Origin of the sequence: Micromonospora sp. U56, from assembly GCF_018070095.1 — a bacterium.
In the GTDB taxonomy this organism is placed as follows: domain Bacteria; phylum Actinomycetota; class Actinomycetes; order Mycobacteriales; family Micromonosporaceae; genus Micromonospora; species Micromonospora purpureochromogenes.
The window spans coordinates 1-14005 of record NZ_JAGPYL010000150.1 but is presented as its reverse complement, the minus strand read 5'-3'; the positions used below and the strand labels follow the sequence as shown (position 1 = coordinate 14005).

Sequence of the window (14005 nt, the reverse complement as noted above, 5' to 3'; positions counted from 1 at the left end):
CCCTGGATGAGCGGTCGCGGGGCCGACGCTGCCTTGGAGTGCGCCACATGGGATAGGGGGCGCTGCCGTCCGGGAGGGTGAAGGGTTCGAGGGGGACGTAGCCATGCCGTGCGAACAGGTCTCGGTCGGCGAAAGTGGTCACCTCCGTATAGGTGGGCAGCAGCGCCTGGCCCATTCGAGCGTTGCTGGTGGCGAGCAGGGTTCTGGCACGCCTGACCCGGTACGGCTTTGGCGCGACGGTGAAGAACGCTAGGTGGTTGTGCGGACCGCGGGGTCGGTGCGTGTGCAAAACGTCGTCGAGGTGCAGGAAGCGGTCCACGTATTCGGCGCAGGCGACGGCGAGCCGCTCGCCGTACGCGGTTGGCGGGGAGAGGGGACCGTAACGGTGCAGCCACACGGAGGCGGCGGAACGATCCTGCAGGAAATAGGCCTCGCCGAACAGCAGAGCGTGTTCGGTCCAGACGCGGACGACGGCGCTGAGGATGTCGCGTCGGCGGTGTTCGTCGGGTACGAGCCATGCGCCGATCGCGCTGTCGGCGAAGGGGCCGACGACCAGATCGACGATGTGGGGGATGTCGTGCCAATGGGCGCGGCAGACGGGCAGGTTGTTGATCACGCGGTTCTCCGGGTAGCAGGTGCGGTTGCTCAGCAATGGCGTTGTCGCCGGCTGTGCAGAGTTCTGGGACGTCATGACGCCCGGAAGCAAAGACGGCTTCTCCTTCACGAACCGTGCCGATGAAGCCAGGAGTGGTACGGGTAGAGGCGGTTCCGCAGGGCCGTGCAGGCGGGACCGGAGCCCAGGTGGCAGCGTTGATGACGGTGCCTGTGTGGGCGAATGGTGGTCGCGGCTGTCCCGCCTCGGGCGAGGGTGCCGGATTTGCTCAGGCGGGCCTGGTGCCCGGTTGACCGGAGCGGCTCGGGAGCGTCTCGCATCCGGTGACGTAAGCGCCGGCAGGTTGCAGGGCCGGGGCCCAGGAGCGCGGCGAAGCGTCAGCCGGGATTCCTGTCCCGCCGGCGGCGGAGCCGTGGCCGGCGGCGTTGGCGGGAGCGCCCTGAGTCAACCCGGGGGTGTGGACCAGGTCGCCTGCCCACTGCACGTGACTCGTCCCGACCGCCTTCGGCGACCGCGGGTCAAGGCTTGCTGTCACGGACGTCCGCGCCGCCCCCGGGGCTGCCGCCTGGACCGCAACCATCGGTGGTACGGGCCGGACGATCGTGGTGGGCGTCGCGACCGGCGGCGCCTCGTCCGTCGACGGCGGCGTGTCGACGGCGGGGCCGGCGGGAGGCGTCGACGGTGCGGCGGGTAAGCCGATGATCGGCTGGATCAGGCCGAGCACCGGCGCCAGAGCGGGCGGTAGAACGTCAACGATCGGCTCGGTCACTGCCCGGACGACAGTGCCGACCGGCTCCAGCAGGCCCGTCCCGCCGAACTCTTCCACGACGGGCGACGCCAGGCCCACTGGACGCGTCGCCGAGGTGGCTTTCTCGACGACCGTTTCGGCGTCGGCGGCTGCCATCGGGTCCACCACCTGGCCTACTGCAATCTGCACACTCGCCGACCGCTCATCCGTCGGCATTCGCACCGGTACGTCCAGGCCCGCCAGTTGGCCCCAGCTTGCGAGCGTTATCTCCCCGCCGACGCGGTCTGACGGGCTTTCCATCGCAGCGCCGGTGGGCGAGAAAGGCTCACACTCCAGGGAGCCGCCGAGGAGGGTCCCGCCTGCGCTGAGCAGGTTGCCGAGGGTGCAGGACGCCGTGGGCCCGGCGGCCCGAGCAGCGTCATCCGCAACCGCCTCGTGAAAACCCCAAAGACCGACCACGCCTCCGATCAGGAGAGCGCCGCGCAGCGTCCACCGAGCCAGCCGGCCTGGACACCGCAACAACAGGCACCTCCGATGGAACGGCCTTCGTTCACCCCAACGCCTGCGATTGTGCCCGGAGTGACCGTTCAGGCACCCTCCGACACACCGCCATGGCGGTCGACGTCCGCGCCGCCAGCGCACTGCTGTTCTACGGACTGCCGATGATCCGGATCATCGAGCTGCGCACCGACCAGCTCACCGAGGACCCGGGCGCCGCTACCTCACCGTCCAGGCACCGGGCGATCAACCCGCCTGCACTGAGCCAGCTCCTGGACGCACTACCCGCGCGGCTACCGACGGACGCCCTCGTTCTCGACCGAACCACCCGAGTGGCGCTTCCCAGGGCGGCAGGCGGGAAGACCTGTCTCCGCCGCTGGGATGCGAGTCCGCCGACGGCAGCACGGCATCGAAGTTCGGCCCGCGCGTAACGCCGCGTTGATCTGGCTGGCGGCCGAACTGCCCCAGCCGTCCTGCGACGTATTCGCCCCCGCCAGATGCGAGCCGTCGGCATCGTCCGGGCGGACTACTTGCGCTGAGTCGCGCTAGGAGTCGTCATGTCCCCCTCGCCGCCGGAGTGGCAACCGTCGATCGAACGCTGCCACCGGCCCGGCTACGCCGCGATCCCGCGCGGCCAACCACGCCCACCGTCCCCGGTGAGCCGCTCGCGCCACACACTGCCCCATCGAGGATCGTCCCTCCCATGACGACGCCCGGCTTCGACTCGTGCCCGGAAGACCTGCCCATGCAACGCAGCACCGTCGACCTCGGCAGCTTCACCGACGCTGAGATGGACCACGTCGCTACCGGGACGGCAGCGGGCAGAGGCGAACCCGCCATCGGCGAACAGGCCCCGGCCCTCCTCGAACCGATAGCCCACAGCGCGGCCGAGACCCGCCACCACCGCGAGGGTGGGTGAGCCGGGAGTGCCGGACTTCCGCGCCAATTTCATCCTCCGGATCACCCCACCCGGCGACGCCTCACTCCCGGCATTCGTCAACCGCCTGCGGAACCAACTGGTGCAGGTACAGCAGCGGTCGGACTGCATTCTCGCCACGACCGTCAGCGGCATCACCGAGACGCAGTGCTGCGAGGTGACCTTGACCGTCAAGGCCGACGACATCACCACTGCCCCCATAGCCGCCGGCCGGGCAGTCCGTTCCGCCGCCAACCAGGTCGCCCCTGGCTGGCACATTGCCATCGGACGTATCACCATCGAGTCGCCCCACCGTCGGCCCACCACCCTCGCCGACCTGCTCCCGCCCTCACGATCCCCAAGCGGATCGTCCGAGTGACTGACTCGCAGCCGGTCCACGTCGCTTTGGTCGAGACACCAGATGGTGCACCGCCCACTCTCGTCGTCAGCCTGGCGGACATGACCTTCCTCCTGTCCGCCGGCCAGGCGCGCACCCTCGCCTTCCTGCTGCGTCTGCGACTTGACCAGGCCAAGGTGCGACGGGGCACGAACCTGGTGAACATCGAGCACTAACCAAAACGCCGTTCAGCTAGGCCGGCATCCGGCTTGTCAAGGATCGCCAATGGACGCCCAGGTCTATGGCGGGCTCGGCGATGACGCCGGCGGCCAGCACGACCTGGTCCCCGTGCCCACTTCCGAGTAGCCGACCGCCATCGCCCTCACCACGGTCTCGTGCACCGTGGCCTCGCTGGCCGTCACCATGCCTGCCTGTCGGACCGTCAGCGGTACCGAGGTTGAGGAATGCCTGCCAGGGCTCCTCCCCGGAAGCGGCGGCGAGCCGGTCGACGACGAGTTGTTCGAGGTCGGGGACGCGCTTGGCCTTCCAGATCTTGTCGGCGAGGCTGACGAGCAGGTCTTCGAGCTCGACGGCGGTCGTCCCCCAACTGGCATGCGTCGCGGCGAAGCGTGCCAGGGAAGGCTCGATGCCGGCGACGCGGATGGACCGGCACGGCGCGACCCGCCGGCTCAAGCATCTCGCTGCTAGCGCCGGAATCCCGGATGCCGAGGGTGCACCCGCACATGCTGCGCCACACCTTCGTCACGACCATGCTCGACGCCGGCGTGAGCCTACGCGACGTGCAGATCGCGGCCCGTCACGCCGATCCGCGTACGACCATGCGCACGTAGCGGGCACAACGAGCGGATCTGGCCGATGAGCGGTAGCCCGTCAGGCTCACTGATGAGCCTCCTCGGGGCGGATCACTCGGACCGTGGGGTCCGCCGCGCTTTCTCGGCACGATTACGAACGGCTACCCGACTACCACGCCCCAATGGTCCAATGGTCATCGTCACCGCCTCGCCCGCCACCAACACACCTGAAACCCTTACTTACCAGGCACTCCGATGCGCTCTAATTAGTAATAGTTGTCGATCGGCTGGCGCGCCTCGTCGAACAGCGCCGGCCCCTCGTACCGCACCGGAGGCAGCGGCGGAGTGGCCGGCTTGACCTCCTCGAACTGTTCGGTGGACAGGGCGTACACCACCCGGCCGAGGCCGGATCGGTTGATCGCGGTCGCGCACATCGGGCAGGGCTGGCAACTGGTGAACATGGTGGTCCCGGCCGCCACCTCGGGGGCGAGTTCCCGAGCGGCCCAGCGGGCCAGCTTCAGTTCCGGATGGGCGGTGATGTCCGAGTCGGAGACCACGGTGTTGTGGTCCTCGATCAGGACGGTGCCGTCCGCACCGACCAGCAACGAGCCGAACGGCCGTTCGCCGGACGCCCCGGCCTGGCTGGCGAGTTCCAGGGCACGGCGGAGAAATTTTTCGTCGTCGGGGGTCATCGGTCCTCCTGGGATTTGTGGTGAGCGGCCACGGCCGCCAGTGTCTGCCAGGCGCGTTCGGGCTGGCGGATCTCGGTCAGGTCGCCGTTGAACGGGTCGAGCAGCACCGTCTCCGCGCCGAGCAGACGGATCTGATCGATGTCGGCGATGATCTGCTCGATGGTGCCGACACCGGCGAGCCGGTCCGGGTCGGTGATTGGTTCACGGGTCTCCCGGAGTGCGATGCGCGGCGCCAACGCGGGCACCGGGCGACCGAGTTCGTCGGCCGTGGCCTTCAGCCGCCCAGCCGCCGTGGCCAGCCATCCTGGCGTGAACCGCAGCGGGTGCCAGGCGTCACCGAGCCGTACCGCGCGACGCATGCCGGCGTCGCTGTTGCCGCCGGCCCAGATCGGGATCGCACCCGTGTCGTAGTCGTCGGTGTTCCGCCAGGCGTCGCACATGGCGCCCAGGTACTCGTTGGTCAGCGCGCCGCGCTGCCGGAACGGCACGCCGAGCGCCTCGAACTCCTGCTGGGCCCAGCCGACGCCGACGCCGAGGACGAGCCGGCCGCCACTGAGCCGGTTGAGGTTCGCCGCCATCCGGGCGGTGAGCAGCGGGTGCCGGTACGGGACGATGAGCACCGTGGTGCCCAGCCGGACCCGCCGGGTCACCCCGGCGAGCCAGGACAGCGTGGTGAACGGCTCGTAGAAGGGCGCCGGATACTGCTCGGCCACGTCCGGGGTCACCGCGATGTGGTCGGAGACCATCAGCAGGTCGAAGCCGAGCCCCTCGACCGTCTGCGCCCACTGTCGCAGCACCTCCGGGTCGGTACCCGGAGCGAAGTTCGGCACGTTCACGCCAATCTGCACGGGTCCTACGCTAGCCAGCGTGAACCCGGCGTGTGAACACCGTGATCCCTGCCTTCGCTGGCCTTTGCCGTGGATCCGCCGGTAGATTGGCCCGATGGCCGAGAATCTTGATGCTGTCGATTGGGCCATCCTGACCGAGTTGCAGGGCGACGGCCGCCTGCCGATCACCGAGCTCAGCCGCCGGGTCAAGCTGAGCGCGTCGGCCACCAGCGAACGGGTGAGGCGGCTGGAGGCGATCGGTGTGATCAGCGGCTACCGCGCCGAGGTCGACCTGCCCAAGGCGGGCTTCGCCGTGCTCGCGGTGGTCCGGCTGAAGTACCCCGGCAGCCGGCACGAACCGCTGCACCGACTACTGGAGCGACGGTCGGAGATTCTGGAGTGCCTGCGCACCACGGGAGACGACTGTTACATGCTGAAGGTGGCCGCGACGTCGATGGCGCACCTCGAACAGGTCGTCAACGATCTCGCCGGGTTCGGCAGCACCACCACCAACGTGGTCTACAGCGCCACCCTGCCCTATCGCGGCCCGCGCCTGACGCCGCCCCGCTCGTGACCGGTGTATGAACGCCCCCCGCGGCTGAACCTCGCGGACATCCGCTTCTGCCGCGTTCCGCTCGCCCGTACGGAAGGTCATTCCGCTGCGCCCCGGCCGCGGCACTCAAGTCGGGCGCGGACGTCTCGGTCACCGTGCGCTTGGACGCCAAGGTCAAGACCGCGATCTCCTAGCTTGATCTTTAACCCCTGAGGTCCTGTGGGGACCCCGATCGATGACGGAAACAGCCCTTGGTTGATGATCTTCTTGTCTAGGGAAGAGCATCAATAACCAAGGGCTGTTCTGGTGACCAGTGTGCATGACCGTCGTCCGGCTGATGCCGTCGGGGAGCTGGACAGGTTCCGGCGAGAGTTCTATGACTGTTTGACTGCTCGGGCTGATGCGTTGTTCGACCTGGCGGACGCGGTGTTGTGCGCCGACGGGCCGGTCCGGTCGCTGGTGGAGTTGTCGCTGGTGGGTGAGCACCGTCGGGGTCACGGGGCGTTGTATGACGCCCTCGCCTGCGGACGACTGGATGTCGATCGGTTGCGTACCTGCCTCGCGGCGGTGCGGTTGCCGCGGGCAGCTGACGGTCGTCTCGTTTTGGCGGTCGACATCACCTGCTGGCTGCGGCCGGACGCGCACACCTCACCGCAGCGAATCCTGTGTCACACCTACGGCCGCGGCAAGGACCAGACCATCATGATCCCGGGCTGGCCGTACTCGATGGTCGTGGCCCTCGAGTCGGGCCGCAGTTCGTGGACCGCGCCGTTGGACGCGGTGCGGCTGGCGCCTGGTGATGATGCGGCCACGGTCACCGCCGGGCAGTTGCGAGACATCGTGGGGCGGCTGATCGCGGCCGGGCAGTGGCGGCCCGGGGACCTGGACATCCTGGTCGTGGCCGACGCCGGCTACGACGCACCCCGACTTGCGTTCCTCCTGGCCGATCTGCCCGTTCAGGTCCTCGCCCGGATGCGCTCAGACCGGGTACTACGCCGAGCAGTGCCAGCCCGCCAGCCCGGGACGATCGGCCGGCCACCCCGTCACGGCGGCGAGTTCGTCTTCGGCGATCCCACCACCTGGGGTGAGCCCGACGCAGCCACCGTCGCCGACACCCGGCTCTACGGCACGGCGTGGGCCCGAGCCTGGGACCGGTTGCACCCACGGTTGACCCACCGATCCGCCTGGATCGACTCGACGAAGGTGCTGCCGGTCATCGAGGGAACCGTCATCCGTCTGGAGGTCGACCATCTACCCAGCGGCGCGACTCCGAAGCCGGTCTGGCTGTGGTGGTCCGGCGTCGACGCCACCCCGGACGACGTGAACCTGCTCTGGCAGACGTTCCTGCGCCGCTTCGACATCGAACACACGTTCCGCCTGTTCAAACAGACCCTCGGCTGGACCTGCCCCAAGACCCGCAGCCCGCAAGCAGCCGACCGATGGACCTGGCTGATCCTCGCCGCCTACACCCAACTCCGCCTCGCCCGCGCCCTCACCGCCGACCTGCGCCGCCCCTGGGAGAAACCCGCACCACCGCAGCGTCTGTCACCCGCCCGCGTCCGCCGAGGGTTTCGGCACCTGCGCGCGAAGGCCACCAGTCCGGCCGGTGCACCCAAACCCTCCCGGCCAGGACCAGGGCGGCCAACCGGCCGCCGCAACAACCACCCCACCCCGCGCTACGACGTCCACACCGCGACCACCACGAACGCCAAGACACCGGCTACAAAGAAGACGCAGCCCGTCAATCCCCGCCCACGCCGCACAGGTTAAAGATCAAGCTAGTACCAACCGGAGCCGGCGCGACTACCCCACAACCGACCATCCGGTCATATCTCGATCTTGCGAATGCCCCTGCCCTGCTGCTCAGCCGAACACCTCAAGCTGAATACGTACGATCAACCAGGTGGAACGTTGGCCTCCCCCCACTCTGGCGGAGCCGGACGCGCCGGGGTTGTTGCAGGTGTTGGCGCAGGTGCCGGACCCGCGGGACCGGCGGGGCCGGATCCATCCATTGCCGGGTCTGCTCGCGGTCGCGGTCGCGGCGGTGGCCTCGGGGCAGAGCCGGGTCGTCGAGATCACCGAGTGGGCCGCGGATCTGCCGGACGCGGTGTGGGACCGTCTCGGGGCGGCCCGGGACCGGTTCACTGGCGCCCGCAGAGTGCCTGATGACAGCACTCTGGGCCGGGTCCTGGCCGGTATCGACGCCGACGCCCTGGACGCCGCGATGTGCCGATGGCTGATCAGCCGGGCAGGTTCCGGCGGCTCGGGCCGGTGGGTGATCGCCGTGGATGGCAAGAAGATGGCAAGACCCTGCATGGCAGCGGTCCGGCTGGCGCCCAGGTCCATCTGCTCGCCGCCGTGGATCACCGCGACGGGATCGTTCTCGCCCAGAGCGACGTCGATGGGAAAACGAACGAGATCACCAGGTTCGCGCCCATGCTGGACACCCTCGACCTGGCCGGGGCGATCATCACGGCGGACGCACTGCATACCCCGGCGCGAGCACGCCCGCTGGCTGATCGAGGACAAGAAGGCCGGCTACGTCTTCGTCGTCAAGCGCAACCAGCCGCGTTTGTATCGGCAGGTCAAAACCCTGCCATGGGCGAAGATCCCGGTCCTGGACGCCACCCACGACCGAGGCCACGGCCGCCATGACATCCGCCGCTTGCAGGCGATCACCTGCCTCGGCCCCCTCGCCTTGGACTTCCCCCACGCCAGCCAGGCCCTACGGATCCGACGCCGCCGCTACAACCCGGCCAACGGCCGCTGGTCCACCGTCACCATCTACGCGATCACCAACCTCACCGCCGACCAGGCCGAACCCGCTGAGCTGGCCGACTGGCTACGAGGTCATCTGGTCCATCGAGGTACTACACCACATCCGCGACACCACCTACCGTGAAGACGCCAGCCGCCTGCGGACCGGCAACGCACCCCGCGCCCTGGCCGCCCTACGCAACACCGCGATCAGCCTGCTCCGCCTGACCGGCGTCACATCCATCGCACCAACCCTCCGGCAGCCGGAACCCACACCGATCCCTACAACTACTAGAAATCGCCTAGAACGGGCATATCTCTACCTTGCGAACGCCCTGAGCCCTTACGCCCCTCGACCGTCGTCAAGCGACAAAAGCGCCACCACGCCAACAATGCTGGCTACCAGCATAGCGACGCTTGCGAAGGCCAGGAAGCGACGTCTGCGGCCTTTGAGCAACCAACTGAGCAGAACGAATAGCAGCATGGAGATCAGTCCCAGCAGGGAGCTGATCCCAAGCGCAAGCCATCCCCAGTCCTCACCCCTTGCGCAGCCCTCGTCGCAGCCCAGAGATCTGACGGCACCGATCAAGCCGACCGCGAAAAAAAGGGCCAGACCCCAAAGAAGCAACAGGGCCGTCCACAACACCTCACCAATACGTCGCTGGCCAGCCATCAGGACACCCTCCACCGGTGCTCGGCAATCAAACTGCAGGGCACGGATCCTACAGCGACGGCTGACAATACACCAGCCCGAATTGGCGGACCCCAACGGGGTCGATTCATAGAGCGGCCGTGCGTGGCCACACCGTAGGTGGAGCCGAGGCCAGCTCACCGGCCCCGACTCCACTCACACCACACCTTTTTTACACGCGAGAGCCGACCCCTCGATCAGGAGGCCGGGTACCCTACGACGTTGGATACATCAGCGCTGGCATTGAACATCACAATTGTCAACGCGTGCCACGTAATGTGAATGTTGTAGGGATCCGCCATACCGAACGAAATGATCTCCGCCCACTGGTTCTTCTGCTGATCCGTCGTGTAATTATAGTTCGGATCGATGATGTCATTCCACGTATACTGACCGAAAACTTCGACCGTACCTCCGGAGGATCCCCCCCAATAGGAAGAGGTGAAAGCGCCGACTTGGAAGTCTCCTACGTCCGGGTTGGTTCCGTGGAGATACTCGTAGCCGACCAATCCCTCGCCATTCTGGATGTTGATATGGAACTGCTTATAGAAGAAGTTCTCCCGCATACCACTACTGCGGTAGGCCCCCAAGGCCTTCCCAGCCACTTCCGTGATGACCGGCAGCAGCTGATCGCTCAGGATCCTGTTCTGCATCATGTACTTGTTCCACGCGGGGTCGTTCGTGATCCGCCAGTCATCTCCTCCTCTGAGGTAGCGCTGCAGGATCGCGAGACCCGCCCAGTCCGTGTCGAGCCAGTCACCATGGTCATCGGGAGTCCTGCCGCCTTCGGAGACTCCGTCGTCTCGGACGCCCCAGCTGTCGTCACCGCCACGCCTATCGCTCGGCTCGGAAGAGCAGCCGTCACCGTCGGCATTCGTCGGACAGTGTCCGTCCAACTCGACACGTGAGATCGGGTTGCCGCCGGCGAAGGCGTAGCGGTTGCCGGTCCACGGGTCCAGCCCGAGGCGCATGTCATTCATGGCGCCGTTGTAGGTATCCCTAGTCAGGAAGCGGTTGAGACCCGGATCGTAATCACGAAATCCCATGTCGTACGAGCCGGCGGCCGAGTCCCAGCGCTTCCCGTTGAAGCGGTAAGCGTTGTACGAGTCGAACGTTCCGGACCCACTCGGCTTGTCGACGCCGGTAAACTGCGCCGCATCGTCTTTGCCGTATGCCGTGTAGCCATAGGTCGCCTTGGTGTTGCCGGACTGGTCCGTGATCCCTTCGACATCCGTGTGCGCGTTGTACCCGTAAAAGACGCTTTCTTCTGTGCCGTCAGCGTTGTGCTTCGTCTGCGACAGTCGCTCACCTGACGGCGCGTACTGGTAGGACTTGGTGACCTGCCTATCGGTGGACTCGTTCACGACCTCCCCGAAGAGGCCCACGTAGTTGTAGGACACGTCCTTCTCGTTGCCGGAGCCGACGCCCGTCGTTCGGCTCGTCGTCCGGTCGAACGCGTCGTATGTGTACCTGGAGACGGACATGGCGCCGTTGACGTTCCGGCGCTTCTCGGCTACATGATCGAAGCCGTCGTACACGGTGCGCTCAACGAGCTGGCCGCCCGCATTCACCACGTCAAGGCGCCCAAACGGATCGTAGTTGTAGGAGGAACTCACTGTTCCGGCGGTGACACCGACGAGTCGGTTCCGGTCGTACGTCAGGCTTGACGACGTTCCGTTCACCACCTGGCTCACGACATTCCCGTTTGCGTCATGAACGTAGGACTCCGTGCCAGCCGCGTCTCCGGTCCTCGTGGCCTGGGAAACTCGGTCGCGCGGATCGTATGTGTAGTCGGTGGCCGCGTTCAGGTAGGCGCCGTGGTCGTCGGCGTTCATGAGCTTGACAACGTCGCGCGTGCGGTTACCGTTCAGGTCGTACTGCAGTGTGTGCTGGGCGACGACAGTGCCGTCCGACTTGGTTTCGGCTGCGGTCTTCGGCAACCCATCCATGAAGTACGAGTATTCGACCACGTTCCCGTTGGCCTTCACCTCCTTGAGCCGCTCGCCCCGGTCGGTGTAGGTGTAGGTCGTGACCTCCGGAGCGGGATCCGAAGCGGACTTGCCGGTCGTGATCTTGGAGACGGCCCCGCGAGGGTCGTACTCGTAGGACCAGAAGGCCATGTTGCTCAAAACCGTCTTGGAGGCGCCGTTCTCGTCGTACGTGAAGGAGGTTTCCCCGGCCAACTGACCCGACTTCAGTTCCTGCGTCTTGATTACTTGGTCGGACATGGAGTAGGCGAGCTGGTACGTGTCGACGCCGGCGCTTAGCGAGTTGTCTCGGATGACGGCCGCATTTCCGTTCGCGTCGTACTCGTACATGTAGTCATGCTTCTCGTTGTCGAGGTCTGCGGAGTTGTCACGGACCAGCTTGACCACATCGGCCACCACCGTTCCCGTAGCCTGGTCGGTCAGGGTGATGTCGTGCGCCCCTCCCTCGCTGAAGGCGTAGGACCCGATGCTCACCCAGGTGCCCGAGCCCGTCGCTTGGTTGACCGTCTTCACGGTGCTGCCAACGCTGTGCTTGATCGTGAACTTGCTGTCCGACGCCGCACCGGCCACCTGCGGGTATCGGACGAACACCTCATACGTGCCGGTCTGGCGGATGTTGGTGCGCCAGGTGAAGGTCTTGCCACCGGTCCCGGCGGGAGCGGTCGCGTAGTCGGTGAAGTACTGACCAGGTGCGGAACCCGCCACCGTCCACGTGCCTGTGCTGGAGGCGTTGTTCGCATCCGCGTTGTCGACCAGGTCCACCTGCTTGCCGACCGGCACCCCGTCGTCGGTGCGGGACTTGATTTTCCCGTCGGGGTAGTAGCCCCAACTCATCGTTCGGCTCGATGAACCACCCGCCGAGATCACCGTGCGGGACTTCTGCTGTCCGACCTCGTTGTAGTCGTACGAGTCGGCGATGTCCCACGGGTCGATGCTGCTGCGCACCCACCCGTTGTCGTAGTAGGTGTAGGTGGTGTCGTTGCGGACAGTTTGACCCTGCGAAGCGGGTGCGCTCACCTTGACCATGCGCCCGACCGCGTCGTAGGTGTAGGTGGTCTTGTCAGGAGCGGTATACCGCGGGTCGTCCCTGTCGTACTGGCTCTGTGTCTCCTTGACCCGGTTCAGCGCGTCGTACATGTTGACCGTCGAGAAGTCATCCGCGTCGTCCGTGGTGGCAACGCCCCGCGGCGTGATCGTCTTTGTGCGGTTCCCGACTTGGTCGTACTCGTAACGGGTGACCCGGTCGGTTACCACCCCGCCCGAATTCTCGTGCGGAACCCTTACTTCGATCACGTCGCCGCGCGCGTTGTGTTTGATTGTTGCCCTGCTACCAGCCTTGTCTACGACCGCAGTCACTAGGCCGTCCTTGTCGTACGTGTCGGTGGCCGCTTTTCCAGCCGCATCGATGGCGCTGACAACCCGGTGCGCGAGGTCGTAGGTGTACTTGTTGGCGTAGTCCATCGTGTCCGTCGTCGCGTTGCGCCGCGGATCCACCACGACGGACACGTTCCCGACGTTGTCGTACTCGTAGCTGACCCGCTCACCCGTGGGATTGACGACCGCGACGAGCTGGTAGATCTCGTCGTACGTGTTGGTGGTGACGTAGTCCCCGGCCGTTGACGTCTGGTTTCCCTTCGGCTTTGTAGTCGTCAGCGTGTTACCCACCTTGTCGTAGGTATAGGTCGTCACCCTTGCGGCCTCGGTGTCGGTGTTCTTCGGCGCCGTCATTGACACAACCTGATCGGCTTCGCTGTACGCGTAGCTGACTACAGCACCGTTGGGCCCCGTCGTACGACTGACGTTGCCGTTCGCGTCGTACACCGGAGCAGGGGTTGTGATGAACTGCCCCTGCGACTCGTCCTTCGCGGTCGTCTGTTCGAGCTTGCGACCGAAGGTATCGTACGTCTGGGTGGTGTCGTGGTTGAGCGCGTCGGTGACCGTCGTGACCTGACCGCGGACGTCGTAGACGAACTTCGTCTGCTTACTCAGTGCGTCTGAGATGGTCTGTGGGTAGCCGTTCGGGTCGAAATTGCTGTTGGTGGTGACGCTGCCATTGGCGTCCTTAGCCGTCAGCAGCTGGCCCCACGCGTCGTAGGTGTAGGACGTCTTGTAGTCGTCGGTCGCCGTTGTGGTGTTGCCGATTGGGTCGACCACCCACGACACGTCACCGTCGGCCTCGTACCCGAAGGTGTGCTTGCGTCCCTCGGGGCTGGTCTTTTCGGTGAGGTCGGCGACGTATCCGTTGAGCTGGCGTTGGTAGGCCAGTATCGTGCCCGACGTGCCGTTCTTGACCGCCTCGGCGTCCTTGATTTCGGTCGGGTAACCGGTCTTGGCGTCGTACGCCCAGGTCGAGACCGCGGTGTTGGCCTCCTCGAGCCGGGTGACGTTGTGGTCGTCGTCCCAGCCGAGCTTGGTGGTTTGGCTCTTGGCGTTGGTGGTCTCGATGGGCCGGCCGTAGCCGTCCTGCAGGTAGGTCGTGGCGTGGTTCTCGGCGTCGGTGACCGTCGTCTGGATGTTGTTGGTGGCGTCCGGGTCGACGTAGCCGAACGTCGTCGGGTGGCCGAGCCGGTCGG

Annotated in this window: 13 protein-coding genes and 1 pseudogene; 7 read left to right on the top strand and 7 right to left on the bottom strand. The window is 66.3% G+C overall.

Annotated elements, in window-relative coordinates; genetic code table 11:
- The coding region (locus tag KBX37_RS30410; protein ID WP_210779305.1) for a hypothetical protein at positions 1–724 on the bottom strand (724 nt) is incomplete at its 3' end.
- Positions 725–881: 157 nt separating this feature from the next.
- Positions 882–1517 (bottom strand): hypothetical protein, encoded by a 636-nt coding sequence (locus tag KBX37_RS30405; RefSeq protein ID WP_210779304.1) that lies wholly within the window; start codon positions 1515–1517, stop codon positions 882–884.
- Between the two features lie 1045 nt (positions 1518–2562).
- Here KBX37_RS30405 and KBX37_RS30400 point away from each other — a divergent pair.
- Both KBX37_RS30400 and KBX37_RS30395 read left to right on the top strand, forming a co-directional pair.
- Positions 2563–2778 carry a hypothetical protein gene (locus KBX37_RS30400; RefSeq protein ID WP_210779303.1) on the top strand — a complete coding sequence of 72 codons (216 nt, stop codon included), beginning with the start codon at positions 2563–2565 and terminating at the stop codon, positions 2776–2778.
- Between the two features lie 7 nt (positions 2779–2785).
- On the top strand, positions 2786–3154 hold the full coding sequence (locus KBX37_RS30395) for a hypothetical protein (protein WP_210779302.1): 369 nt from the start codon (positions 2786–2788) through the stop codon (positions 3152–3154).
- Between the two features lie 210 nt (positions 3155–3364).
- Here KBX37_RS30395 and KBX37_RS35045 read toward each other — a convergent pair whose 3' ends face one another.
- Positions 3365–3805, bottom strand: coding sequence for a hypothetical protein (locus KBX37_RS35045; RefSeq protein WP_247659299.1), 441 nt, complete (start codon positions 3803–3805; stop codon positions 3365–3367).
- Positions 3806–3834: 29 nt separating this feature from the next.
- Between KBX37_RS35045 and KBX37_RS36155 the strand changes: the two genes are divergently transcribed.
- Complete coding sequence (locus KBX37_RS36155) at positions 3835–3963, top strand: tyrosine-type recombinase/integrase (protein WP_374103929.1); 129 nt, start codon at positions 3835–3837, stop codon at positions 3961–3963.
- A gap of 227 nt (positions 3964–4190) precedes the next feature.
- Here KBX37_RS36155 and KBX37_RS30380 read toward each other — a convergent pair whose 3' ends face one another.
- Together KBX37_RS30380 and KBX37_RS30375 are read right to left on the bottom strand one after the other, a co-directional pair.
- Positions 4191–4616: a nucleoside deaminase gene (locus KBX37_RS30380; RefSeq protein ID WP_210779300.1), complete on the bottom strand. Its 426-nt coding sequence runs from the start codon at positions 4614–4616 to the stop codon at positions 4191–4193.
- Positions 4613–5464, bottom strand: a complete 852-nt coding sequence (locus KBX37_RS30375; protein ID WP_210779299.1) for an LLM class flavin-dependent oxidoreductase — start codon at positions 5462–5464, stop codon at positions 4613–4615. Before KBX37_RS30375 ends, KBX37_RS30380 begins: the two co-directional genes overlap by 4 nt.
- Positions 5465–5558: 94 nt before the next feature.
- Between KBX37_RS30375 and KBX37_RS30370 the strand changes: the two genes are divergently transcribed.
- The 4 genes and pseudogenes from KBX37_RS30370 (at position 5559) to KBX37_RS36145 (ending at position 8651) form a co-directional block, all read left to right on the top strand.
- Complete coding sequence (locus KBX37_RS30370; protein WP_210779298.1) at positions 5559–6017, top strand: Lrp/AsnC family transcriptional regulator; 459 nt, start codon at positions 5559–5561, stop codon at positions 6015–6017.
- Positions 6018–6302: 285 nt separating this feature from the next.
- Positions 6303–7766: an NF041680 family putative transposase gene (locus tag KBX37_RS30365; RefSeq protein ID WP_210779297.1), complete on the top strand. Its 1464-nt coding sequence runs from the start codon at positions 6303–6305 to the stop codon at positions 7764–7766.
- 133 nt (positions 7767–7899) lie between these two features.
- Positions 7900–8175: pseudogene (locus KBX37_RS36150) on the top strand (transposase family protein); the annotation flags it as partial.
- Positions 8176–8228: 53 nt separating this feature from the next.
- A complete protein-coding gene (locus KBX37_RS36145; RefSeq protein ID WP_374103928.1) occupies positions 8229–8651 on the top strand; it encodes a transposase in 423 nt (140 codons plus the stop codon).
- A 445-nt stretch (positions 8652–9096) separates the two neighbouring features.
- Here the strand turns inward: KBX37_RS36145 and KBX37_RS30355 are convergent, their stop codons facing one another.
- Together KBX37_RS30355 and KBX37_RS30350 are read right to left on the bottom strand one after the other, a co-directional pair.
- On the bottom strand, positions 9097–9426 hold the full coding sequence (locus KBX37_RS30355) for a hypothetical protein (RefSeq protein WP_210779296.1): 330 nt from the start codon (positions 9424–9426) through the stop codon (positions 9097–9099).
- A 215-nt stretch (positions 9427–9641) separates the two neighbouring features.
- The coding region (locus tag KBX37_RS30350; protein WP_210779295.1) for an RHS repeat-associated core domain-containing protein at positions 9642–14005 on the bottom strand (4364 nt) is incomplete at its 5' end.